This window comes from Microbacterium sp. Z6_144, from assembly GCF_057197625.1.
In genome coordinates this window covers 991,912-1,014,887 of the sequence record NZ_JBXVPT010000001.1, presented here as the reverse complement: position 1 = coordinate 1,014,887, position 22,976 = coordinate 991,912, and the positions used below count along the sequence as shown (strand labels likewise).

At 69.9% G+C, this 22,976-nt stretch carries 24 protein-coding genes; 10 read left to right on the top strand and 14 right to left on the bottom strand.

Features of this window, described 5'->3' with window-relative positions:
* The gene (locus AC2DGY_RS04965; protein WP_484508594.1) at window positions 1–921 is read left to right on the top strand and encodes a DMT family transporter; all 921 of its coding nucleotides are present in this window, start codon (window positions 1–3) and stop codon (window positions 919–921) included.
* 2 nt (window positions 922–923) lie between these two features.
* Window positions 924–1,382: a GNAT family N-acetyltransferase gene (locus tag AC2DGY_RS04960; RefSeq protein ID WP_484508593.1), complete on the top strand. Its 459-nt coding sequence runs from the start codon at window positions 924–926 to the stop codon at window positions 1,380–1,382.
* 114 nt (window positions 1,383–1,496) lie between these two features.
* Here the strand turns inward: AC2DGY_RS04960 and ispD are convergent, their stop codons facing one another.
* Window positions 1,497–2,696, bottom strand: a complete 1,200-nt coding sequence (ispD, locus tag AC2DGY_RS04955; protein WP_484508592.1) for a 2-C-methyl-D-erythritol 4-phosphate cytidylyltransferase — start codon at window positions 2,694–2,696, stop codon at window positions 1,497–1,499.
* A gap of 23 nt (window positions 2,697–2,719) precedes the next feature.
* Window positions 2,720–3,202 (bottom strand): CarD family transcriptional regulator, encoded by a 483-nt coding sequence (locus AC2DGY_RS04950; RefSeq protein WP_484508591.1) that lies wholly within the window; start codon window positions 3,200–3,202, stop codon window positions 2,720–2,722.
* 156 nt (window positions 3,203–3,358) lie between these two features.
* Between AC2DGY_RS04950 and AC2DGY_RS04945 the strand changes: the two genes are divergently transcribed.
* The gene (locus tag AC2DGY_RS04945) at window positions 3,359–3,838 is read left to right on the top strand and encodes a DNA modification methylase (RefSeq protein WP_484508590.1); all 480 of its coding nucleotides are present in this window, start codon (window positions 3,359–3,361) and stop codon (window positions 3,836–3,838) included.
* A 17-nt stretch (window positions 3,839–3,855) separates the two neighbouring features.
* Here AC2DGY_RS04945 and AC2DGY_RS04940 read toward each other — a convergent pair whose 3' ends face one another.
* Both AC2DGY_RS04940 and AC2DGY_RS04935 read right to left on the bottom strand, forming a co-directional pair.
* Window positions 3,856–4,539: a response regulator gene (locus AC2DGY_RS04940; RefSeq protein WP_484508589.1), complete on the bottom strand. Its 684-nt coding sequence runs from the start codon at window positions 4,537–4,539 to the stop codon at window positions 3,856–3,858.
* Window positions 4,536–5,756, bottom strand: a complete 1,221-nt coding sequence (locus tag AC2DGY_RS04935; protein ID WP_484508588.1) for a sensor histidine kinase — start codon at window positions 5,754–5,756, stop codon at window positions 4,536–4,538. The genes AC2DGY_RS04940 and AC2DGY_RS04935 overlap by 4 nt, the downstream gene beginning before the upstream one ends.
* 179 nt (window positions 5,757–5,935) lie before the next feature.
* Between AC2DGY_RS04935 and phoU the strand changes: the two genes are divergently transcribed.
* Window positions 5,936–6,610: a phosphate signaling complex protein PhoU gene (phoU, locus tag AC2DGY_RS04930; protein ID WP_484508587.1), complete on the top strand. Its 675-nt coding sequence runs from the start codon at window positions 5,936–5,938 to the stop codon at window positions 6,608–6,610.
* Window positions 6,611–6,621: 11 nt separating this feature from the next.
* On the opposite strand, the gene AC2DGY_RS04925 is transcribed toward phoU, so the two are convergent.
* Window positions 6,622–7,371: a phosphoglyceromutase gene (locus tag AC2DGY_RS04925; RefSeq protein ID WP_484508586.1), complete on the bottom strand. Its 750-nt coding sequence runs from the start codon at window positions 7,369–7,371 to the stop codon at window positions 6,622–6,624.
* A 68-nt stretch (window positions 7,372–7,439) separates the two neighbouring features.
* Here AC2DGY_RS04925 and AC2DGY_RS04920 point away from each other — a divergent pair, with 68 nt between their 5' ends.
* Window positions 7,440–8,243 carry a class I SAM-dependent methyltransferase gene (locus AC2DGY_RS04920; protein ID WP_484508585.1) on the top strand — a complete coding sequence of 268 codons (804 nt, stop codon included), beginning with the start codon at window positions 7,440–7,442 and terminating at the stop codon, window positions 8,241–8,243.
* A 57-nt stretch (window positions 8,244–8,300) separates the two neighbouring features.
* On the opposite strand, the gene ygfZ is transcribed toward AC2DGY_RS04920, so the two are convergent.
* From ygfZ to AC2DGY_RS04905, 3 genes are all read right to left on the bottom strand, one after another.
* The gene (gene ygfZ / locus AC2DGY_RS04915; protein WP_484508584.1) at window positions 8,301–9,404 is read right to left on the bottom strand and encodes a CAF17-like 4Fe-4S cluster assembly/insertion protein YgfZ; all 1,104 of its coding nucleotides are present in this window, start codon (window positions 9,402–9,404) and stop codon (window positions 8,301–8,303) included.
* On the bottom strand, window positions 9,404–10,003 hold the full coding sequence (locus AC2DGY_RS04910) for a heme-binding beta-barrel domain-containing protein (protein ID WP_484508583.1): 600 nt from the start codon (window positions 10,001–10,003) through the stop codon (window positions 9,404–9,406). Before AC2DGY_RS04910 ends, ygfZ begins: the two co-directional genes overlap by 1 nt.
* Before the next feature lie 163 nt (window positions 10,004–10,166).
* Window positions 10,167–10,457, bottom strand: coding sequence for a hypothetical protein (locus AC2DGY_RS04905; RefSeq protein WP_484508582.1), 291 nt, complete (start codon window positions 10,455–10,457; stop codon window positions 10,167–10,169).
* Between the two features lie 109 nt (window positions 10,458–10,566).
* On the opposite strand from AC2DGY_RS04905, the gene AC2DGY_RS04900 reads away from it, so the two are divergent.
* Window positions 10,567–11,259, top strand: a complete 693-nt coding sequence (locus AC2DGY_RS04900; protein ID WP_484508581.1) for a winged helix-turn-helix domain-containing protein — start codon at window positions 10,567–10,569, stop codon at window positions 11,257–11,259.
* A gap of 10 nt (window positions 11,260–11,269) precedes the next feature.
* Here AC2DGY_RS04900 and AC2DGY_RS04895 read toward each other — a convergent pair whose 3' ends face one another.
* The 5 genes from AC2DGY_RS04895 to AC2DGY_RS04875 all read right to left on the bottom strand — a co-directional run bounded on the left by AC2DGY_RS04895 (window position 11,270) and on the right by AC2DGY_RS04875 (window position 17,058).
* On the bottom strand, window positions 11,270–12,538 hold the full coding sequence (locus AC2DGY_RS04895) for an ABC transporter permease (RefSeq protein WP_484508580.1): 1,269 nt from the start codon (window positions 12,536–12,538) through the stop codon (window positions 11,270–11,272).
* Window positions 12,535–13,212: an ABC transporter ATP-binding protein gene (locus tag AC2DGY_RS04890; RefSeq protein WP_484508579.1), complete on the bottom strand. Its 678-nt coding sequence runs from the start codon at window positions 13,210–13,212 to the stop codon at window positions 12,535–12,537. The genes AC2DGY_RS04895 and AC2DGY_RS04890 overlap by 4 nt, the downstream gene beginning before the upstream one ends.
* A complete protein-coding gene (locus AC2DGY_RS04885) occupies window positions 13,209–14,849 on the bottom strand; it encodes an efflux RND transporter periplasmic adaptor subunit (RefSeq protein WP_484508578.1) in 1,641 nt (546 codons plus the stop codon). Before AC2DGY_RS04885 ends, AC2DGY_RS04890 begins: the two co-directional genes overlap by 4 nt.
* Window positions 14,846–15,790, bottom strand: a complete 945-nt coding sequence (locus AC2DGY_RS04880) for a hypothetical protein (RefSeq protein WP_484508577.1) — start codon at window positions 15,788–15,790, stop codon at window positions 14,846–14,848. The genes AC2DGY_RS04885 and AC2DGY_RS04880 overlap by 4 nt, the downstream gene beginning before the upstream one ends.
* A gap of 254 nt (window positions 15,791–16,044) precedes the next feature.
* Entirely contained in the window at window positions 16,045–17,058 is a 1,014-nt protein-coding gene (locus AC2DGY_RS04875) for a hypothetical protein (RefSeq protein WP_484508576.1), read from the bottom strand.
* 245 nt (window positions 17,059–17,303) lie between these two features.
* Between AC2DGY_RS04875 and AC2DGY_RS04870 the strand changes: the two genes are divergently transcribed.
* The 4 genes from AC2DGY_RS04870 to AC2DGY_RS04855 are packed head-to-tail and all read left to right on the top strand — an operon-like array spanning window position 17,304 to window position 22,368.
* Complete coding sequence (locus AC2DGY_RS04870; RefSeq protein WP_484508575.1) at window positions 17,304–18,515, top strand: sensor histidine kinase; 1,212 nt, start codon at window positions 17,304–17,306, stop codon at window positions 18,513–18,515.
* Window positions 18,512–19,204 carry a response regulator gene (locus AC2DGY_RS04865; RefSeq protein ID WP_484508574.1) on the top strand — a complete coding sequence of 231 codons (693 nt, stop codon included), beginning with the start codon at window positions 18,512–18,514 and terminating at the stop codon, window positions 19,202–19,204. The genes AC2DGY_RS04870 and AC2DGY_RS04865 overlap by 4 nt, the downstream gene beginning before the upstream one ends.
* A 60-nt stretch (window positions 19,205–19,264) precedes the next feature.
* Complete coding sequence (locus AC2DGY_RS04860) at window positions 19,265–21,433, top strand: RNA degradosome polyphosphate kinase (RefSeq protein WP_484508573.1); 2,169 nt, start codon at window positions 19,265–19,267, stop codon at window positions 21,431–21,433.
* Window positions 21,430–22,368, top strand: a complete 939-nt coding sequence (locus tag AC2DGY_RS04855) for an NUDIX hydrolase (protein ID WP_484508572.1) — start codon at window positions 21,430–21,432, stop codon at window positions 22,366–22,368. Before AC2DGY_RS04860 ends, AC2DGY_RS04855 begins: the two co-directional genes overlap by 4 nt.
* Here the strand turns inward: AC2DGY_RS04855 and AC2DGY_RS04850 are convergent.
* A complete protein-coding gene (locus AC2DGY_RS04850) occupies window positions 22,254–22,772 on the bottom strand; it encodes a hypothetical protein (protein ID WP_484508571.1) in 519 nt (172 codons plus the stop codon). The two genes, AC2DGY_RS04855 and AC2DGY_RS04850, sit on opposite strands and share 115 nt — an antisense overlap.
* Between the last annotated feature and the right edge of the window lie 204 nt (window positions 22,773–22,976).

Sequence of the window (22,976 nt, the reverse complement as noted above, 5' to 3'; positions counted from 1 at the left end):
GTGCTCGCCGTCCTTGCAGTCATTGCAGCAGCAGTCCTGTTCGGTACCACGGGAACATCTCAGGCGGTGGGGCCGGCCGATACGACGCCTCTCGCGGTGGGCACGATGCGCCTGCTGGCCGGCGGGACCGCGCTCGCCCTGGTGGGGTTCGGCTTCGGCCTGCGCGCGCGGCGCCGCGCTCAGGACCCCCCGCGGTACACGCGAGGATCGCTCGGGCTGATGGCGCTGACGGGGGCGAGCCTGGCGGCATACCAGCCCCTGTTCTTCCTCGGTACGGAGCGCAACGGCGTCGCCGTGGGCACGGTCGTGGCCATCGGATCGGTGCCGGTCATCGCCGGGGTCATCGAATGGGGGCTGACGCGGCGGCTCCCGAGTGCCACCTGGGCCGCTGCCACGGTTCTCGCCCTCGCGGGGGTGTCGCTCCTGATCTTCGGCGGCGACGCGGGGTCGTCGGGCGCCGACCCCGTCGGCTTCGCCGGCTCGGTGGGCGCCGGCGGCGCCTTCGCCGTCCTCGCGAACGCGCAGCGCCGACTGCTGCAGGACGGGTGGGATCCCTTCACCGCCGCCGGAGCGATGGGCGCCGGGTCGGCCGCCGTCGCCCTCATGGCCGCACCGTCGGTGGACCTTCGCTGGGTGGTGAGCGTGGAGGGGCTCACGATGTCGCTGTGGCTGGGACTTGCGACCATCGCCCTCGCTTACTGCCTCTTCACGGGCGGGTTGCAGCGTCTGACGGCAGCGACCGCAGGCACCCTGGCCCTCGCCGAGCCGCTCACGGCCGCCGTGCTGGGGATCGCCGTGTTGGGCGAGCGACTGTCGGGGTTGGCGATCGCCGGGCTCGCGGTGCTCGCCTCCGGCCTCGTGCTGCTCGCGTGGGGTGCGCGCCGCCCCCGCGCCCCCGCATCTACGCCGGTGGAGGCGTGAGCGTGCTCCGGATCACCGTCGACGACCTCGCCCGCGAGCAGACCCGCGCGTTGGTGGCCGCGCACCTGGCCGGGATGCACGCGCTGTCGCCTCCGGAGAGCGTGCATGCCCTGGACATCGACGGTCTGCGCCATCCAGACATCACGTTCTTCTCCGCAGACGTCGACGGACGGGTCGCCGGCATCGGGGCGCTTGCCCGCCTCGACGATGAGCGCGGGGAGATCAAGTCGATGCGCGTGGATGCCGCGTTCCTCGGGCAGGGCGTCGGACGCGCGCTCCTCCATCACATCATGGCAGTGGCGCGCGAGCGCGGCTTCACGAGCCTATGGCTGGAGACGGGCAGCGCCGACGAGTTCCTCCCCGCCCGCCGGCTGTACGCGAGCGAAGGCTTCGCCGAGTGCCGCCCGTTCGGCGCGTACGCCGCCGATCCCCTCTCCATCTTCATGACGCGCGCGCTCTGAGCCCGTGTGCCGGCGCGCCCCTCCCCCGGCCGAGAAACGACATTCGGGACGAGACGCCCCGCGTCGCGCCGTTTCTCGTCCGCAAAGTTGTGTCTCGGCGGGGGATGGCGCGGCTCAGGCGGGGAAGACCAGGGCCGTCGCGAAAGCGGCGACCCCCTCGGCCCGACCCGCGAAGCCGAGGCCATCCGTCGTCGTGGCGCTGACGGAGACGGGCGCTCCGCCCAGCGCCGCCGACAACACCGCCTCGGCCTCGGCGCGTCGAGCGGCGAAACGCGGACGCGTCGCCTGGAACTGCACGGAGACGTTGCCGATGCGCCACCCCGCCTCCCTGACGATCGCCGCGGCGCGCGCGAGGAACGCGTCGGCGTGAGCTCCGGCGAACTCCGGCCGGTCGGTGCCGAAGTGCGTCCCGATGTCGCCCTGCCCGGCAGCGGAGAGGACGGCGTCGACGATCGCGTGAGCGACGGCATCCCCGTCGGAGTGCCCGGACAGGGCCGGCTCGCCGGGCCACTCGAGGCCGGCGAGCCACAGGGCGCCCTCCCCGCCGAACGCGTGCACATCGGTGCCGAGCCCCACGCGAGGGGTTGGATGCGGTCGCTCCAGCGCCGCTCGCGCCAGCGGCGAGTGGGTCACGAGACCGCGCGCGCGTTCCAGGTCTTCCGCCGTGGTGATCTTGAAGGCCCGCGCATCGCCGGCCACCACCGTGACGGGATGGCCGGCCGCCGCAACCAGGGCGGCGTCGTCGGTGAAATCCTCAGCGGCCACGGCGTACGCGGTATCCAGGATCACCCGGGAGAACCCCTGCGGGGTCTGCGCCGCGGCGAGTTCTGACCGGTCGACGGCCGAGACGACGTCGGCGCCCTTTACGCGCTTGAGCGTGTCGATCACGGGAATGGTCGGCACGACGGCGGGAAGCCCGTCGGCGAGGGCGTCGAGCACGCGGACGAAAACCTCCGGCGGCGTGAGAGCACGCGCGGCGTCGTGGACGAGGACGTACTCGACATCGGGCCACACGCCGGCCAGCCCCGCGGCTACCGACTCCTGCCGCGTCGCGCCGCCGGTGACGACGGAGGCCAGGTCGCGGGCGTCACCGGCGGCGGCGAGCACCTCGGTCAGCGCATCGCCCTCACGCCCGGCGGGGGCGACGACGACGACCTGGGCCGAGGGCGCCGCGAAGACGTTGTCCAAGGCATGGCGCAGCACCGTGTTCTCATCGATGCCGACGAACGCCTTGGGCGCTCCCGCACCCAGGCGGGTGCCGGATCCGGCGGCGACGACGAGGATGGCGACACGGGGAACGGGCGTGATGCTCACGCCCCCACGCTACTGCGGGAGTGTCAGGAAGCGAGGACCTCGTCGAGGACCGCGCCGGCGCGCTCCTCGTCGGTCTTCTCGGCCAGCGCGAGCTCGGACACGAGGATCTGACGCGCCTTGGCGAGCATGCGCTTCTCCCCTGCCGACAGACCGCGGTCCTGGTCGCGGCGCCACAGGTCGCGCACGACCTCGCTGACCTTGATGACATCGCCGGACGCGAGCTTCTCGAGGTTCGCCTTGTACCGGCGCGACCAGTTCGTGGGCTCTTCCGTGAAGGGAGCACGCAGCACCTCGAAGACCTTGTCCAGGCCTTCCTTGCCGATCACGTCGCGGACGCCGACCAGGTCCACGTTCTCCGCGGGCACCTCGATGACGAGGTCTCCCTGGGTCACGTTGAGCTTCAGGTACTTCTTCGTCTCGCCCTTGATGATGCGATCCTTGACCTCGATGATCGTGGCCGCTCCATGATGGGGGTACACGACGGTCTCGCCAACCTCAAAAAGCATGCAGTTATGTCCTTTCGGCAACGTCTAGGATACCACAGCCACCGATGCGCTAAAGTTCTCCGCCCCCGGTCCGACGTACTGCTGGGGGGAAGACGGGAACCGCGCGACGCACCCCGTAGAATGCAGGAGAAAGCTCGTCTGGTCTCGGGAGGATCTGTGAAATCGCGCCTCATCGCGTCTGTCGCCCTGGGCGCTGCCATCGTCCTCGGAACGACCGGCTGCGCCTTCATCACGGAGCAGGCCACGACCGAGAGCTACTCCCCCGCCGACGGCGTCAACGTCCCTGACTCCGGCCCCCTGAAGGTCCGCAACGTGCTCATCGTCAGCGAGGACGAGGGCGAGGCCGGCAACATGATCGCCGCGATCGTCAACGAGACCGATGAAGCACACACCCTCAACATCGAGCTGGGCGAGGGCTCATCGGCGCAGAAGGCCACCGTGCGCGTACCGGCGAACTCGTCGCTGAGCCTCGGCAACCCCTCCGACGACACCGACCCGATCCCCCTGGACGCCGTCGACGGCCCTCCGGGTTCGACCGTTCCGGTGTACTTCCAGTCCGGTGACGCCGAGGGCGTCCTGTATCAGGTGCCGGTCCTGGACGGCGAGCTCGACTACTACAACGAGCTCCTCCCCTAACGCCGTCCCGCCACGCCTCAGCCCTCGAAGCGGTAGCCGAGGCCCCGCACGGTAACGAGCATGCTGGGATCGCTCGGGTTGGCCTCGATCCGCGAGCGGATGCGTTTGATGTGCACGTCGAGCGTCTTGGTGTCGCCGAAATAGTCCGTCCCCCACACGCGGTCGATCAGCTGGCCGCGCGTGAGCACGCGGCCTGCGTTGCGCATGAGCACCTCCAGCAGCTCGAACTCCTTGAGCGGCATGTTGATCTCCTTGCCGTCGACCGCGACCGTGTGCCGGTCGATGTCGACGGTCACCCGCCCGCCGTTGAGCACCCGCTCGTCCAGGTCCGCCTCCGCCTGCGCATAACGTCGCAGGACCGCCCGCATCCGCGCGAGCAGTTCGCGCGCCGAGTAGGGCTTCGTGACATAGTCGTCGGCTCCGAGTTCGAGCCCCACGACGATGTCCACCTCCGAATCCTTCGCGGTGAGCATGATGATGGGCACCGAGGACGCCGACCGCAACTGCCGGCACACCTCCGTGCCCGGCATCCCCGGCAGCATCAGATCGAGCAGCACGATGTCGGCGCCTCGCTCCCGGAACGCGTTCAGTGCGACCGCGCCGTCACCGGCGATCTCGACCTCATACCCTTCGCGACGCAGCAGGTAGGCCAGCGGATCGGCGAGGTCGGGCTCGTCCTCCACGATCAGGACTCGGGTCATGAGTGCTCCTCTTCCACGGATGCGCTGCGCGAGGCAGGCGCGGCGGTCTTACGGCTTTTGCGACGCGATTTCGACCGGGTCGGCTCGGGCTCGGGCGGAGCGGACAGCGGCAGACGGATGGTGAAGGTCGATCCGCGGCCTGGCCGCGACCACAACCGCACCTCCCCGCCGTGCCGCTGCACGGCGTGCTTGACGATCGACAGACCGAGGCCGCTTCCGCCGGTGCTGCGCGAACGCGCCTGGTCGGCGCGGTAGAACCGCTCGAACACCCGATGCTGATCGGCCTCCGGGATGCCGATGCCGCGGTCGGTGACGGCGATCTCGACGATGCCCTCGACCTCCTTCACGCCGACGCCCACGCTGGATCCGGCAGACGAATACGCCACGGCGTTGGCGATGAGGTTGCCGACGGCCTCGGCGAGCACCTGCGCGTCACCGCGCACGTACAGGCCACGCGTCCCGCCGCGGACGAGGCTCACCGACGCCGAGTCGGCCTGGAGCGCGTGGGCCTCGACGGCCGAGGCGACCACCTCATCCACCGAGACATCGCGCATCTCTTTGAGCTCGTCCGAGGCCTGCAGGCGCGACAAGCTCATGATGCGCGCGGTCAGTGCACCCAGCCGCGCCGCCTCGGCCGTCAGCCGGGCAGCGAAGATGCGCACCTGCGCGGGATCGTCCGCGGCGGACTCCATCGCCTCGGCGAGAAGGCTCACCGCCCCCACCGGCGTCTTCAGCTCGTGACTGGTGTTGGCCACGAAGTCCCGGCGCATCTCCTCGACCCGCTCCCGTTCGGTGATGTCTCGGAGGACGACCAGGCTCAGACGGGGCGAGATCCTCGTCGCCCGTGCCGCCACCAGTCGCGGCTCTGCCGGTGCCGCCCCGCGGCGAAGCCGCAGATTCTCGGCGACGGGGACACCGGTATCCCGCGCCGCGCGCGCGACCCGCCGGAGGTCGTCACCCGGGATCACATCGCCGACATGCATGCCGAACACTTCTGCCGGGGCCGAGGCGGCCAGCACGGTCGATGACGCGTCGGAGACGAAGGCCGGGTCATCAAGGGCCCGCAGCACCTGCGTCACGCCGTCCGGCACCTCCGCGGACGTCTGCTCCCGCTGACGATCGCGAATGCGCAGCGCGACGGTGATGAGGAGAACGACGGTGCCACCGACGACGACTCCGAGGAGGAGGGCCAGCAGCACAAGCTGCGTTCGATCCATGCCCCCAGCGTACGTGCGCACACCCCCTCAGCCGCCAGGAGTGCACCGGCAGCCGCCGTTCCGTCGCGGAGCAAGGGATACTATTCACTCGCACAGCACCATCCGTTCACCTTCGCTGAGGACAATCGCGAAGGTCGTGGTACGGGCGTGCCGTGCCACGAACGAGGAAGGTTGCCGCGATGCGCGAAGTGTTTCATCAGTCGCTCCAGGACGTCCAGAACCGGCTGGTCGAGATCGCCGAGCTGGTGACGGTCGCGATCGACGGGGCCACCCGCGCATTCTCGACCAGCGATGTCACCCTCGCCGAGGAGGTCATCGAGGCCGACCGCGTCATCGACGAGAAGGCCGTGGCCCTGGACGAACTGGCCATCGAGATCCTCGCCCGCCAGCAACCCGTCGCTCGCGACCTGCGGATCGTCGTGACCGCGCTGCGCGTCAGCGCGTCGCTCGAGCGGATGGGCGACATGGCCGAGCACATCGCTCAGCTCGCCCGCTCACGGTTCCCCGAGCGTGCCATCCCCAAGGGCCTGAAGGGCACGTTCAAGCGGATGGGTGAGCTGGACGTGTCGGTGTCGCGCAAGCTCACCGAGTTGCTGCGCACCGAAGACCTGCGTCTGGCCGAGGAGATCCGCAACGACGACGACGCGATCGACGAGTTGCACGTCAGCGTGTTCGAGAAGGTTCTCGGCGACAACTGGAAGGGCGAAGCGATGGCCACGGTCGATGCCACGCTGGCCAGCCGCTACCACGAGCGCTTCGCCGACCACGCCGAATCCGTCGCGAAGAAGGTCGTCTACCTCGCCACGGGCGACTGGACGGCCGACCCGCAGACCCTCGAGGCGTTCGTCGAGTAGCCCTCGGCCGCTCAGCCCTTGCCCTGCGCGGCCACCGCGGCAGCACCCGCCGCGGCCGCTTCCGGGTCGAGGTACCGGCCGGGCTCGAGCGGGGTGAGATCCTCGCCCAGTCGGTAGACCAGCGGGATACCGGTCGGGATGTTCAGCGCCGCGATGTCCTCATCGCTGATCCCGTCCAGGTGTTTGACCAGCCCGCGGAGCGAATTCCCGTGCGCGGTCACCAGGACGGTCTTACCCGCGCGGAGGTCGGGGACGATCTCCGCCTCCCAGTAGGGCAGCATCCGGTCGATCACGAGCTTGAGCGACTCGGTGTCCGGCACCTCGCCGTCGATGCCCACGTACCGGGGGTCGCCCACCTGGCTGTACGGGTCGTCGGCGGGAAGCGGCGGCGGCGGGACGTCGAAGGAACGGCGCCACAGCATGAACCGCTCGTTGCCGAACTCCTCGAGGGTCTGCGCCTTGTCCTTGCCCTGCAGCGCGCCGTAGTGACGCTCGTTGAGCCGCCACGAGCGCTTGACCGGGATCCACAGCCGGTCGGCCGTGTCCAGCGCGATGTTCGCGGTCTGGATCGCCCGGCTGAGCACCGACGTGTGCAGGATGTCGGGCAGGAGGCCCGCCTCGGCGAGCAGCTCGCCACCACGCGCGGCCTCGGCCTTGCCCTGCTCGGTGAGGCGGACATCGACCCATCCCGTGAACTGGTTGGTCTTGTTCCACTCGCTCTGGCCGTGGCGGAGCAGAATCAGCGTGTAGGGCGCGGTCATGCCGCCATCCTATCGACCGCACCGGCTGCCCTCAGGGGTTCTCCGTGCGGCCCTGGCATCATGGGCCCATGCGCGGATCGGTGGTGGGACAGGTCACCCGCGGCACCACCGGGACGAATCGCCTCCGCCGCGTGGACCGGTGGATCGCGCGTCATCCCGCCCTTCGCCGGGCCGACGACCCGCTGGTCGTCGACCTCGGCTTCGGGGCCAGCGCCGTGACGACGCTCGAACTGTACGCGCGTCTCGCCCGCGCGCGACCCGACGTCGACGTGCTGGGACTGGAGATCGACCCCGACCGGGTCGCTCGCGCGTGCGATCAACTCCGGAGCGCTGCGGAGCAGGCACGCGCGCACGTGTCGTTCGCGCGCGGCGGCTTCGAGGTGCCGGTGCCCGGCGGGCGACGTCCGGCCATCCTCCGCGCCATGAATGTGCTCCGTCAGTACGACGAACCCGAGGTCTTCCCCGCGTGGGAGCGGATGGCGGCACGCCTCGCGCCCGGCGGGGTGATCGTGGAGGGTACGTGCGACGAACTGGGACGGATCGCCACGTGGGTCGAGGTGGGCGCGGATGCCGCGCCCCGCACTCTCACGATCTCCCTGCGTCTGGCCGGCCTGGACTCCCCCGCCGTCGCCGCCGAGCGCCTGCCCAAGGCGCTCATTCACCGCAACGTGCCGGGCGAGCGCATCCACGCGTTCCTCGGCGCGCTGGACACGGAGTGGCAGCGGGCGGCGGCGGTGGCACCGTTCGGGCCGGTGCACCGGTGGCGCACCGCGCTGGACGCGATGGTCGGGGCGGGATGGCCGCTGCTCGGCCGGGCGCGGTGGCGTCTCGGGGAGGTCGGCGTGCCGTGGTCCGAGGTCGCTCCGGCGTAGCCGCCGGCCCGGGTCGGCGTCGTCGCGAGGCCGGGTCGGCGTAGCCGCGCGGCCGGGTCAGCCGGCGGCGGTGCGGCGCCCGAGGCGCGGCAGACGCGGAACGGACGCCGTGGCTCCCGCGTCCGAAGGCACGACCACCTGCTGCGCTGCGGCGACGGGACCCTCCGCGGTGTCCACCACCAGCTCGGCGTCCACGGGAGCGGTGCGCTTGACCAGGGCGAGGGCGATCGGACCGTCCTCGTAGTGCCACGCGGACGACGTGATCGCCCCGATGACGGTGTCACCGACGCGGACGGCGTCCCCGCGCGCCGGAAGGATGCTGTCACTGCCGTCCAGGTGCAGCGCCACGACGCGGCGAGGCGGGTGACCGAGATTGTGCACCTTCGCGACCGTCTCCTGACCGCGGTAGCAGCCCTTGGACAGGTGGACCGCGGTCCGCAGCCAGTCCAGCTCGTGCGGCAGCACCCTCTCGTCCGCATCCGCCGAGATGCGCGGGCGCCACGCGGCGATCCGCAGCGCATCGACGGCGTCCAGGCCCGCGAGCGTCCCGGGCGAGGAGGTGGCCACGTCGATGAGGCGGGCCAGTTCGGCGCGCTCCACCACCGCTTCGGCCCAGTCCCGGTCGATCCCGGGATGGTCGACCGAATTGGCGTACGCATGGCCGCCGGGCGCGACATCCGGCCACGGATCGCGCCAGATGACGGGGACACCGGCGGGCGCGATCGCCGTCACCGTCTCAACGGCGGCGGCCGTGCCGCCGACCACCGCGAGGTCGGTCGAGCGATCGGCGACCTCGACCCGCAACCGGAACCGCATGCGCTGCAACCACGCCAGGAGGCCCTCGGCATCGGCCGCATCCACCAGCAGCCACGTCGTGGCGCCGTCGTCGAGCACCGCGGCGGCGTGCTCGACGTGACCCTGAGGGTCGAGGATGAGCAGTTCCGTCGACACCCCCGCGGGAAGATGTGTGAGCGCCTGCGACGACAGCGAATCCAGCCAGCTCAGCCGGTCTTCGCCCGCGACGGTGAGGATGCGGCGGTCATCCAGCGGCGCCAGTGCGCGTCCGGCGGCCAGGGCGCGCTGCTCGGTGAGCGGACCTCCGAGGTGGCGGAGCCCATGCTCGTCGGAGACGGCGCCCGGTACACGCGTGTAATCGCCCATCAGTCGGCTCGCGCCAGTCGCGCCGAGGCGTGAGAGGTCAGCTCGGACCCGAGGGCCGCAATGTCCCACGCCCACAGCAGATGGCCCTCGACGAGCCCGTACATCCGGGTGGCGGCCGTGTAAGGCTTGGCGCCGGCGGTGCGCACCACCGCGTCGGTGGCCATGTCGATCCGTGGCCCGCGCACCTGGCCGAGATAGAGCTCGCTGATGCCGTCGGCGTGCACGAGGGTCACCTCGATGTCGAAGCCACCCGCGTCGTTGCGGAGGGTTTCGACGTCATCGACGGTGCGTTCCGGACCTGACACGAGTGCCGGGAGGAGGCCCGGACCGGCGTCGGTCGCGGTCGCGGCCCGGCTCAGACGCCAGTAGCCCATCTCGGCGACGAGCGGCGCCGGCTGGCCGTCCCCCAACAGCCAGGCGCTGGCCGAGTAGTTCAGGTAGGGCCCGCCGTCGTGGCTGAAGCTCACCCGGTGGGAGAACTCGCCGGTGTAGTGATGGTCGCCCGCCGTGTAGTCCAGCACGCCCGTCCCCTCCCAGACACCGACGAGCCACGAGAGCGGCGCAAGGTCGGCGGGAAGGTCTGTCGGCAGCTCGAACACGAGGCGACCGTCAGCGCTGACCGCGGTACAGGTTCTTCACGACGACGCCCGACACGAACATGATCGCCAGCGAAGCAAGGCCCAGCAGCCCCACGAAGAACAGTTCGAGCGCGACGAGATCCATGCGCTGAGTTTATCCCACGCGCCCCTCGCGGCGGGCGACTCAGCCGGGGACGATCGCGGCGAGCGCGAAGCCGGCGCTGATGACTGCCATGACGACCATCGCACCCAGCGCACTCGCGGCCACGCGGACGAGGAACTCCTGCGAGCGGCCGTACCACAGCTGAACCGCGAAGGAGAGGACCACGCACGCTCCGAGCCCCACGATCACCCACGCGGCGCGCCAGTCCTCGGGGACGAAGACGCCGATTCCGATGCCCGTCAGCGCGGCCACGATCCACACGGCGAGCACGCCCCACACGGTACGGCGGGGTGCAAGCTCCGGAACGGTCATGTGCGCCATTCTCGCTCAGGTCGGGCCCGTCTGCACGCGCGCGCGGGACCGGTCCCGACTCGCCCTAAGATATGGGGGACATGCGGCCCGCCGCATCGGGGAGGTCCGGTTGGCACAGCTTCTCATTCTCAGTTCCGCGCACAGCGGTGGTCCCGTGCTGCCTTCGCTCGAGCTGCTCAGCCACCGGGTGCGTCAGATCCCGGCCGAGCCCGCCCAACTGGTGAACGCCCCCAGCGCCGATGTCATCTTCATCGACGCCCGCCTCGACCTCGTCGGTGCCAAGTCGTTGTGCAAGATCCTCAACACCACGGGGCTCGACGCGCCGCTGATGCTCGTGATCACGGAGGGGGGCCTGACGGCCGTGTCCCCCGACTGGGGCGTGGATGACGTCATCCTTGTCACCGCCGGACCGGCCGAGGTCGACGCCCGCATACGCCTGGCCATCGGCCGGATGTCCAAGGAGCAGGTGTCCACCCGCATCCAGACGTCCGGAATCACGATCGATGAGTCCTCGTACTCCGCGAAGGTGCACGGGAAGCCTCTGGACCTCACCTACAAGGAGTTCCAGCTCCTCCACTTCTTCGCCACGCACCCCTCCCGCGTGTTCACGCGGGAGCAGCTGCTCAGCGAGGTGTGGGGGTACGACTACTTCGGCGGCACCCGCACCGTCGACGTGCACGTGCGACGCCTGCGCGCCAAGCTCGGCGACCTCGAGCAGCTGATCGGCACCGTGCGCAACGTGGGGTACCGCTTCAACGTCTACGAGGACGATCAGCTGCCGACGCCCTCTCCCACGACCTGACGCCCGTCGTTCACTCCGCGCGCAGGGCGGCGACCGGCTCGATCCGCGCGGCACGGCGGGCGGGGAGCCACCCGGCCAGGAGGCCCATGGCTCCGCCGAGACCTGCACCACCGGTCGCCACCAGCACATCCACGGCCGGAGCCCAGCCCTGTGACAGCGAGATGGCGATCACGGCGACCACCCCGCCCACCGCGCCGATCAATCCGCCGACCAGTCCGAGAATCGCGGATTCCACGATGAACTGGCCGGCGATCTGGCGTCCGGTTGCGCCCAGGGCGCGACGCAGACCGATCTCGGCGGTGCGTTCCAGGACCGAGAGCATGGTGACGTTGGCGATGCCGAAGCCACCGGCCAGCAGCACGACGATCGCCAGGATGAGGAAGACGGCGTCGAGGCTCCCCTGCACACTCCGCTGAAGGAGGCTCTCCCCCGGTGGCGCCCCCACCTCCAGGACCTCCGGCGTGTCGGGGAGGATGGCGCGTGCCGCCTGCGCCGAGACGATGGGCCCTCCTCCCGGATCCAGCCGGATCTGGACCTCAGCCGGGCTGACGATCCCGAAATCCGACTGCGCCGTGCCGGTCGGGATGACCACCGCGCTGAGCAGCTCGGCCCGGTACCGGGTGTCATCGAAGATGCCGATGACGGCGTAGGGCTTCCCGCCCACGAAGATCGACGGTTGGGAACCAACCTCTGCGAGACCGAACTTCTCCGCGGCATGAATGCCGAGAACCGCGACGCGGTCGGCCCGCTCCTCATGACCGCGGTCGAACATCCGGCCGGAGACGAGCGACCCCTCCGTCGTGTCCAGTACATCGCTCGATGCCGCGATGAGGCCCGGCGGACTCGTCTCGGCGCGGGTCGGGTCGTGCACCTGCACCGCCTCGATGGCCACGTCGTCACTGGGGATTTCGGACAGGGTCGCAGCGCTCGCCACCCCCGCCAGCGTCGCTACCCGGTCAGCGGCATCCCACGGCAGCTGACCCATCGGCACCAGCTCACCGTCGGGCCCAGGCGCCTCGAGAGGTCGGACGAGCGCCTGCGCCCGGGAGGCCAGCTCGAACTGCCGGGTGATCTCGCCCGCACTGCTCTGCGAAAGCCCGACGGTGGCGATGAGTGCGCCGACGCCGATGACGGTCCCGGCGAGCGTGAGCACGAGCCGGGTCGGGCGCGACCCCAGATCGCTGGTTGCCTCCGTCACCAGATCGAGGACGTCGTAGCGGTCACCATCCCGGACGTCGGCCGGGATGGCGCTGCGTTTGCGCCGTCTCAGCCGGATCATCGCACCTCCCCCATCCGCCCACTCGCAATGCGGATCTGCCGCGACGAGCGACGCGCGACGGACTCGTCATGGGTGATGACCATCACCGACAGCCCGTCGGCGTGCAGATCCTCCATGAGGCGCATGGTCTCGGCCGCCGTCTCCTGATCGAGGTTTCCGGTCGGTTCGTCGGCGAGGAGGAGAGCGGGTCGGGACACGACAGCGCGCGCCACGGCGACACGCTGCCGCTCGCCACCGGACAGCACCGACGGCGAGAAATCCACCCGATGCGCCATCCCCACGCGGGAGAGGGCGTCTCGTGCGTACCGTTCACGATCGGCGCGGGGGGTGCCGTCGTACAGCATCGGCAGCATGACGTTCTCCAAGACGCTCCGGCGGGCCAGGAGATGGAAGGCTTGGAACACGAACCCGATCCGCTGGGCGCGAAGCGCTGCACGCCCGTTCTCATCCAAACCCCCGGTGAGAACGCCCGAGAGGAGATACTCCCCCACGGTCGGCCGGTCCAGGAGACCGAGGATGTTCAGCATCGTGGACTTCCCCGACCCGCTCGGACCGACGATGGAAACGTAGTCGCCGCGTTCGACGACGAGGTTCACCCCGCGGAGGGCCTGCACTTCCGGTGGGCCCGGAAAGGAGCGGGTGACGTCCCGCAGTTCGACGACGGGCTCGCTCATCGACCCACCACCACGATGTCGCCCTCGTCGAGCTCGCCCTCCAGGGCGCGCACCTCCACCCCGTCCGCGGTGGAGAGGCCCGTTTCGACCACCACGACGCGAACGTCCGCCTGGTCGCCGTCGCGCGGGTCTCCCTCCACGACCTCGACACGCGTCTCCCCTCCCGAGCCGGATGTCAGCGCCGCAGCAGGCACGGAGAGCACCGCTCCGTCCGTCGCACCGACAGGGATACGCACCAGCACGCTCTGGCCGCGGAGTTGCTCCTCCGCTTCGGGGGTCAGCGGGTCGGGAATCAATCGCACGCTCCAGCCGGTCGCGTTCTCACCCTCGGCGGATGCCACGGGGTCTGCAGGTGCCACGGTGTCGACCACGGCGCGGTGTTCGGTTCCATCCGGCAACACGAAGAACGCCTCGGCGCCACTGGACACCAGCCCGGCGTCTGCTTCCTCGAGCGCGCCGGTCACTGCCAACGCGGCACCCGAGAGGGTCATGGCCGGTCCGGACAGCACGGCTCCCTGCTGAGCCGTCACCGCATCGACACGGCGGGGAACGTCTGCAAGGTAGAGGACCTCCGCCGCGGGGAGCACCGGCAACGCGTCGTTCTGCGCGCGGGTCAGCGATTCTCGCGCACTGTTGAGCTCCTGCTCGGCCCCCTTCACCGCAATGGTTTCCGCCCGCACGTCGGGTGGAACCGACAACTCCTGACGCTGAGCCTGCGCGAGGACGAGCGCATCGCGGAGCGATGCCAGCAGCACCGCGTCGCCCGGGGTGGCGGCCTGGGCCGCATCGAGCTCCCGCTGAGCGGCGGCGACGGCGTTGTCCGCCGCGAGGATCTCGGGCTTAGGCGCACCGGCGCGCGCCAGACCGAGCTGGTGGCGCGCCAGTTCGAGCGCCTGCCCGCTCTGGCGAACCGCGTCCTCGGCTTGCTGGACGACCTCCTCGGCCTCCTCCTCTCCTTCGGGTGCGGCATAGCCGACCTTCTCGTAGAGCGCCGCAACCGCTGCGGCCGTCGTACCGTCGAACACGTCCCCCGCCGGATCGCCGCCGTCCAGCCCGACAGCGCGCAACGCGGTTTTGAGCTGCACGACGTCCGGCCCGTTGAGGCCCACCCGAAGGTTTCGGTACGACGGAACGCCGCCGGGGAGCACGATGAGCGGACGACCATCCACTTCCAGAGCGACCGAGAGGGTCGTCAACTCGGAGCCTCCCGCCGGAATCCGGCCCGTCACGATGCCGGCGCCCCCGTCGGAGGTATTGATGACCACCTCGATCGGGTCGGCGTACGCGGCATCCATGCGCACCAACAGTTCGCTCCGCAGTTCGCCCAGGACGACCGGGGTCGTGATGAGCCCCGCCCGCGGTGTCTCGGCCGCCGCCGGCGCCATGATCCGCCCCGTGACCAATCCGACGACAAGCGCGAGGCACGCGGACATCGCGACGACCCACAGCACCCTGTTGCGTGCGAACAACTCCCGCACGCGGGCTCCGTGCAACGACGGGAGGAGATCCCGCCACCGCCGCCGGGAGACAGGACTACTGTCCTCGGATGCCGGTGCCAGGTCGAGCAGGTCGGTCGCCTGCTCCCCCTGCGCGCCTTCTGCGTCCTCCGGGGCGCGCTTCTTGACTCGCGGACTCACTGGTTCCCCCACTGCTCGTACGCTGCCCGCAGCGCGTCGAACGCCTCCTGGTGGTCGGCTATGAACTGCTCTTCCTGGGCGAATTGGATCGCGTAGTGCGTGTCCCAGTAGTCGACCTCCTCACGGCAGTCGAAATCCGTCAGAGCCAGCTCACGCTCCTTCTCGGCCAGCGCGGTGAGCCCATCCATCGCGGGAGGCGTCGGCTCCGTGAACTCGCCTTCGTATGCCGCCCTGGCTCCCTCAGCTGCGTGATCCGGATTCGCAGCCGCCCAGAGGGCCTCGTGCTCCGTCTTGATCGACAGCATCGCATCCTCACGTGCGGTGAACCCGGGGCTCCCCTTGTCCGCCATGCACGCCGCCCACGAGGCCTCCAGCTCCGGGATCCCCGGCCACGACGTCTCTTCGAATTCCGTGATCGCTTCGAACAGCGGCCTGTGTTCCGGCATGTCCTGGGGATGTTCGCCCCGGACAGCGAGGTAGGCCTCCTTCGAGCACCCGCCGTAGGCGCCGCTGTACGCCATCTGCTGAGCCGGGGACAGACTCTCCCGGTACACCTCATTCGGGTCGGGGTTCGCGAGGGCTTCCTTGGCCCACTCCGCTTGTTTCTTGTGGAAGTGATACCCGTAGGGCTTGTCCATGGACCTCTGGGGGTTCTCGACGAGCCCATACCCATAGCTCGTGACCCACTCCCGATCCTCCCGATCAGCGTCGGAGATCCCCTCGATGTCAAGGGTGAGGTCGGTGCCCCAGGATTCGGGAGGGGTAAAAGCGGGTGAGAACTCGAACCCCTCCCCCTTCATGCACTCCGCGACAAGGTCCAACTCCGCGGTGGCGAGCGCCACTTGTTCCTTCGTCTGCTCTTCAGGGGTGAGGTCGCCCGACCCAGTCTCCTTCCAGAACTGCGCGAGGGGTGTCAGCGGGCGATCGTCCTCCTCCGTCACGGTCGTTCCCGCTGATGACTGCGACGCACCCGCCTCCGTCCCCGGAGTTGCGGTGCAAGCCGACAACGCAGCGAGGGCGAGCAACGAGAAAGCGAAAACGAGTGGACGTTTCATGATGGTCTCCGGTTCGGGTCTTATCCCCACCGAGTGTTCTCCTCGCGGGCTCGCCGGGCGTCGGCGGGATGGCGCTTTCGGGTCATCCGAACGGGTGAGGGCAATCCCTGCTCCCCTCGGGGTCTTCCCTGCGCGCCGGCTCACCGGCCACCGCCCTGCTGCTCGTACGTTGCGCGCAGCGCGTCGAGTTCCTGCCGGTGGTCGGCCATGAACCGCTCTTCCTCGGCGAACTGGATCGCACGGTAGGTCTCCCAGTAGTCGACCTCCTCGCGGCAGTCGAGATCGATCAGGGCCAGTTCGCGCTCCTTCTCGGCTAGCGCGGTGAGCGCCTCCATCGCCGGCGGGGTCTGCTCCGTGAACTCGCCGGTGACCATCTCTTCATTGCTCTGGGCCGACTCCGGGTTCGCCGCCGCCCAGAGCGCGTCACGCTCACGCGCGATCGACACCTGCGCTTCCTCGTGCCGACCGAACCCCGGGCGCCCGTTCTCGGCCATGCACGCCACCCACGACGCCTCCAACTCCGGGATCCCCGGCCACGGAAACCTGGCAGAGAGGTCCACGATCGCGTCGAACAGCGGCGCGTGCTCCGGCATATCCTCGGGATTTTCGCCCCGAACAGCGACGCGGGCCTCCCACGCGCACCCGCTGGGCTCCGGCTCGACGCCGGCGGCGAAATCCGCGTCCGAGTACGGCGGGCCCGAGAGTGCGAGTTCATATGCCTCTCGTTGTGCCTGAGACAGAGTTTCCCGGTAGGCCGAATTGGGGTCGGGATTCGCGCGCGCTTTTACCGCCTCCTCGGCCCGCTCCTTCTCCGAGTTGTACCCGTAGGGCTTGTCCATCGACCTGGTGGGATTCTCGACCATCCCGTAGCCGTATCGCTCGACCCATTCCCGGTCGTCTCGATCGGCGTCGGAGACCCCCTCCACGTCCGTGGTCTCGCGGTACTCGCGAGCGAAGGGAGTAGGCGTGTACTCGAAGCCCTCCGCCTTCATGCACTCCGCGATACGGTCCTCCTCCTCCGTCGAAAGGGCGAGCTCTCGTTTCGTCCGCTCTTCAGGGCTGTCGTCCCATCCCTGGACCTCGCCCAAGAACTGATCCAGAGGCGACAGCGGGGGACGATCGGACCCCTCCGCCGCCGTCGTCTCCTCGGGCACCGCTGTCCCCCCGGGCTGCGGGGAAGCACCCGGCCCGGCGCTAGGACTTGCGTTGCACGCAGACAGCGCGGCAACGGCGAGTAACGACAAAGTAAAAACGAGGGGACGTTTCATCACGGTCTCCGATTGGGGGTCTGTCCCATCGAGTCTTCTCATGGGCGACGGGCCGGGCGTCGGCGGAATGGCCCTTCCGCGTCATCCGAACGACGGACGGCATACTCGCCCCACCGGCGTACGGTTGTGCCATGCCCAGGTGGTTCCGCGACGGTGGATCGATCGCCGGCGACGCTGTGGTGGCGGCTGCGGCCTTCGCCATCGCGGTGGGAACGATCCTCGTTGCGGCCCGGAACGGCTGGTACCCGAACCAGCTAGACAGCTACCTCGGGTGCGCTGCCCTCGCGGCCGCGGCCTGGCCGGCATCACGCCTCATCCCCAAGACCACTCTGGCCATCGTCGCCCTGGTCGTCGCGTTGCCGGAGTGGTGGTTCGACGTCCCGGAGGTGAGGGTCACCCCCCTCGTGGTCGCCAGCTTCGGCGCCGTGCTCCGTGGTGCGCCCATGATCTTCGTCGCGCCGGTCGCGGCGGTGTCGGCCGCGGTGGCGATCGTGTACCTGCCCATCCGCGACATCCCGATCAACCTGCTGTTGTTCCCGGTCTATGCGGCCCTACTGCCGGACCCGTCGCGCCGCGTCCTGGTGGCCGTCGTCCTCGTCGTCGTCGTCGCCCTCGGGTATGCGATCCGCAGGCAGCGTGCGATCGCCGAAGACCTCCGCACCCGCAACGCCGAACTGCTCGCGCTGCAGGAACGGGATCGTGAACGCGTCGCCGCGGAGGTGCGCACGACGATCGCCCGCGACATCCACGACGTCGTCGCCCACCACGTCAGCGCCATGGTGGTACGCGCGCAGGCGGCAGCCCGGGTCGGATCGGACGATCCCCGCGAGCTGCGAGACACGCTGGGTGAGCTGGCGACCGACGGAAGCAACGCGCTGACGGCGATGCGCCGCGTCGTGCGGATCCTGCGGAGCGACGCGGCCGCTTCGCCCCAGACCGAACGCGAACTGGATGCCGAGTTCGCCGGCATCGTCGACCGGGTACGGGCCAGTGGCCGCGCCGTGGAGGTGAGCGGGTCGGTCGGGGTCGGTACGGAGTTCGTCCGCACCGCTCTCCTGCGCATCGCTCAGGAGGCGCTCACGAACGTCCTCCTGCACTCCGACGCCCGCCGCGTGACCGTCGCGTTCGCCTCCACCGGCACGGAGGTGGGGGTGACCGTGACCGATGACGGGTCGCCGTCGCCGCAACTCGACGCCTCACCGGGCGGGAACGGCATCGCCGGCATGACCGAGCGCGCACACGCCGCAGGGGGATCCCTCACAGCCGGTCCGCTCGCCGGTGGGGGGTGGCGGGTGACCGCCTCGCTTCCCGCCACCGGCGTCGCTTCGAAGGAGAGCAGATGACCGGAGAACAGCTGACCGTGGTGGTCGCCGACGACCAACCAGTGGTGCGCGCCGGTTTGGAGGCGATGCTGGACGCCGAGCCGGACATCAGCGTCGTCGGCGCGGCGCCGGACGGCCAGGTGGCGGTGGAGCTGGCGGCGGCACTGCGGCCCGATGTCATCCTCATGGACATTCGGATGCCGCGGCTCGATGGGATCGCAGCCACACGGCGCATCATCGACGCGCGAACCGCTCGGGCCGTGGTGATGATCACGACGTTCGACGATGAGGCCTACCTGCTGGACAGCGTGCGCGCCGGCGCCTGCGGGTTCCTCCTCAAGGACGCCGGGCCCGACCTGCTGGCCGCGGCCGTTCGCAGCGCCGTCCGCGGCGACGCGCTCATCGATCCGGTCATGACGCGCCGGCTCATCGAACGCCGGCTCGAGGTGTCCACCGTCGATGCCGTGACCGCCAACGCATTCGGACAGCGACTGGCCGAGCTCACGGACCGGGAGAAGGACGTCCTGGCGGCCATCGCGCGCGGCCTCAGCAACGCCGAGATGTCGGCCGAACTGTTCGTCAGCGAGGCCACCATCAAGACCCACATCAGCAGGGTGCTCGCCAAGACCGACACCCGAAGCCGGGTGGGGGCCGCGGTCTTCGCCTACGAGAGCGGGTTCATCCGGCCGGGACACCCGCAGCGGGACTGAGCGGGACGATGACGACATCCGTTCGTGCCGGAGTTCCCTTTCCCCTGCAATGATGAAGAGATGATCGGACACGACGTGCTCGACGCCGGCCTCGGCGACGCTGACGACGATGACTTCGATGAGGCGGTCGAAGCAGTCGACGCGCAGCTTCCCGAGAATCGTTACCTGGACCGGGAACTGAGCTGGCTGGCCTTCAACCGCCGGGTGCTCGAGCTGGCGGAGGATCCCAGCCTGCCGACGCTGGAACGGGCGAACTTCCTCGCGATCTTCGCCAGCAACCTCGACGAATTCTTCATGGTGCGCGTCGCGGGGCTTCAGCGGCGCATCGTGACGGGCCTGGCGGTGCCGACGAACGTGGGCCGGGCGCCGCTGGACGTCCTGGCCGACATCTCGGCCGAAGCCCACCGCCTGCAGGTGCGCCACGCGGCGGCGTGGACCGAGCACGTCCGCCCGACCCTCGCCGAAACGGGGATCGAGGTGGTCCGGTGGGACGACCTCGACGACGACGAGCGGGCGCGCCTGTCGGAGTACTTCCAGACGCAGGTGTTCCCCGTCCTCATGCCGCTGGCCGTTGACCCGGCGCATCCGTTCCCCTACATCTCGGGTCTGTCGCTCAACCTCGCCATCCGCGTGCGCAACGCCCGCTCCGGCCGGCAGGAGTTCGCGCGCCTGAAGGTGCCGCCGATGCTCCCCCGCTTCGTGCAGATCCCCAGCGAGCGGGGCAAGTGGCGTTACCTGCCGCTGGAGGACCTCATCGCCAATCATCTCGGCGACCTGTTCCCCGGCATGGAGGTGCTCGATCACCACGCGTTCCGCCTGACCCGCAACGAGGACGTCACGATCGAGGAGGACGAGACCGAGAACCTCATCCAGGCGCTCGAGGCCGAGCTCCTGCGACGCCGGTTCGGTCCGCCCATCCGCCTCGAGATCACCGACGACATGGATGACCTCACTCTCGACCTGCTCTTGAGCGAACTCGACATCACCGAGCAGGAGGTCTACCGCCTCCCCGGACCCCTGGACCTCCGCGGACTTTTCGACCTGTCGCGCATCGACCGGCCCGACCTGCGCTATCCGCCGCACGTGCCCAAGACCGCCGTGGCGTTCCAGCCCCCGGAGCAGAACCGGCGGGCCGATATCTTCGCCGCCATCCGGCGGGCGGACGTGCTCGTGCACCACCCCTACGAGTCGTTCGCCACGAGCGTGCAGGCGTTCCTGGAGCAGGCCGCGAAAGACCCGCACGTCCTCGCCATCAAGCAGACGCTCTACCGCACCTCGGGCGACAGCCCCATCGTGCAGGCGCTGATCGATGCCGCGCAGTCCGGCAAGCAGGTGCTCGCACTCGTGGAGGTCAAGGCGCGCTTCGACGAGGCGGCCAACATTGTGTGGGCGCGGAAACTCGAGAAGGCCGGCGTGCACGTCGTGTACGGCCTCGTGGGGCTGAAGACCCACTGCAAGCTGGCACTGGTGATCCGCGAGGAAGACGGCGTGCTGCGCCACTACAGTCACGTGGGCACCGGCAACTACAACCCCAAGACCAGCCGCATCTATGAGGACTTCGGGCTGTTCACCGTCGACAACGAGGTCGGTCGCGACCTCACCCGCCTCTTCAACGAACTGAGCGGCTACGCGATCGAGAAGAAGTTCAAGCGGCTCCTCGTCGCCCCGCTTCACCTGCGCAAGGGCCTCATCCGTCTCATCGACAAGGAGCGGCGCCACGCGCTGGCCGGTAAGCCCGCCCGTGTACGTATCAAGGTCAACTCGATGGTGGACGAGCAGATCATCGACGCGCTGTACCGCGCCAGCCAGGCCGGCGTGCCCGTCGAGGTGTGGGTGCGCGGGATCTGCTCCCTCAAGCCCGGTGTCCCCGGTCTCAGCGACAACATCACGGTGCGTTCGATCCTGGGTCGCTACCTGGAGCACTCGCGCATCTTCGCGTTCGACAACGCCGGCGACACGCAGGTGTTCATCGGCAGCGCCGACATGATGCATCGCAACCTCGATCGCCGAGTCGAGGCGCTCGTGCGTGTCACGGCCCCCGAGCAGATCACCGATCTGACCGAGTTGTTCACCGTCGCGATGAGCCCCGACACGACGTCGTGGCACCTCGGCTCCGACGGGGAATGGACGCGCCACAGCACCCACAAGGACGGCAAGCCGCTCATCGACCTGCAGGAGAAGACGATGGCCTCGGTGCAGCGCCGACGCCGCGCCCGGGCGGCGCGATGACCGATAGCGCCGTCTACGCCGCCGGCGGCGTGGTCTGGCGCCTGGTGGAGGGCAAGCCCCGGGTCCTCCTCATCCATCGCACGAAATACCGCGACGTGACCCTGCCCAAGGGGAAGGTCGATCCCGGCGAGATGCTGGCCGAGACCGCCGTGCGCGAGATCCGCGAGGAGACGGGGATCCAGGTGAGCCTGGGCGTGCCGATCGGCGTCGCCCGCTACGGTCTGCCCAACTCGCGCGAAAAGGTCGTGCACTACTGGGCGGCCGAGGCGACGGATGCCGCGGTGCGGGCGTCGTCGTTCGTGCCGAACAAGGAGATCGCCGCCCTCGAGTGGACGAGTGTGAAGCACGCCCGCACCCGGCTCAGCTACCCCGTCGACCTCGAGATCCTCGACGCGTTTCAGGCCCTCGTGGATCAGGGTGTCACCCGCACCTTCCCGCTCGTGGTCCTGCGGCACGGCAAAGCGAAGTCCCGCGCGCACTGGAGCGGCCCCGACGCATCCCGCCCCCTGACCTCCCGCGGGCAGCGACAGGCCAGCACGGTCACCGGTCCGCTCCTGGCCTTCGGGGTGCGCAAGATCATCTCCAGCCCCGCCGAGCGGTGCGTCAAAACCGTCGCCCCGCTGGCGGCAGCCCTCGCGCGGCGCATCGAACAGACCCCGCTCATCAGTCAGGACGCGTGGGAGGACGGCACCGCCGACGTGCGCGCGGTCGTGGGCGAGCGGGTGCGGGCGCGCCGCCCCGCCGTGCTGTGCAGCCATCGGCCCGTGCTGCCCGAGATCCTCAACGAGCTCGCACTGGCCACCGGCACGCTCCCCGGGTCCTACCTCGGCAGTGCGTCGTCGCTGGAGACCGGCGGATTCTCCGTCGTCCACTTGTCGGTCGACCACCCGGGATCCGGGATCGTGGCCATCGAGACCCACGAGCCGAAGGTCTGAGCGCCACGGGTCGCCTCCGGACGCACCACGGCCGGCAGGCCGGCGGCACGCGCGGCCGGGACGGTCGCGACGACGGGCAGGGAGTCCGCCATCGCCGCGCGGACACGATCCTGCGTCGCTGCCGCACGCGCGCGCTCGCGTGCCGCCTGATCGCGCACCGCGTCGTGGGTGGCCCGGCGGAGGTCGGCAGCGGCCTTCTCGGCGCTCCTGCGCACCTGCTTCGGATGCGACGCCACGTCGTCGGTGGCAGCGACCCACTGCGCGACGTCGGCGGCGCGTTTGCGCAGCGCCCGGCCGGCCTTGTCACCGATCCGTTTCGACGCCTTCCGTGCCGCGCGGGCAGCGTGCGCGGCATCCGCGAGCGCCTCGAGCGCGCGCGCCTCGGCAGGGGGTCGCTTCGCCATGGTCCCACTGTAGAAGCCGGACGGGCGGCCTGGACGCGCACGGCGCAGCGACGCGGGACGGCCGAGACCCGTTCACCTCCCGTTCACCGCCGGAGCGCATCCTCTTAAGGGCCCCCGCCTACGTTTCAGATCGAACCTGCACCAGGTTCGATACCCGAAGCCCTACCCGGGGCGTCACATCCCTGACACGTGAAGGATTCACAC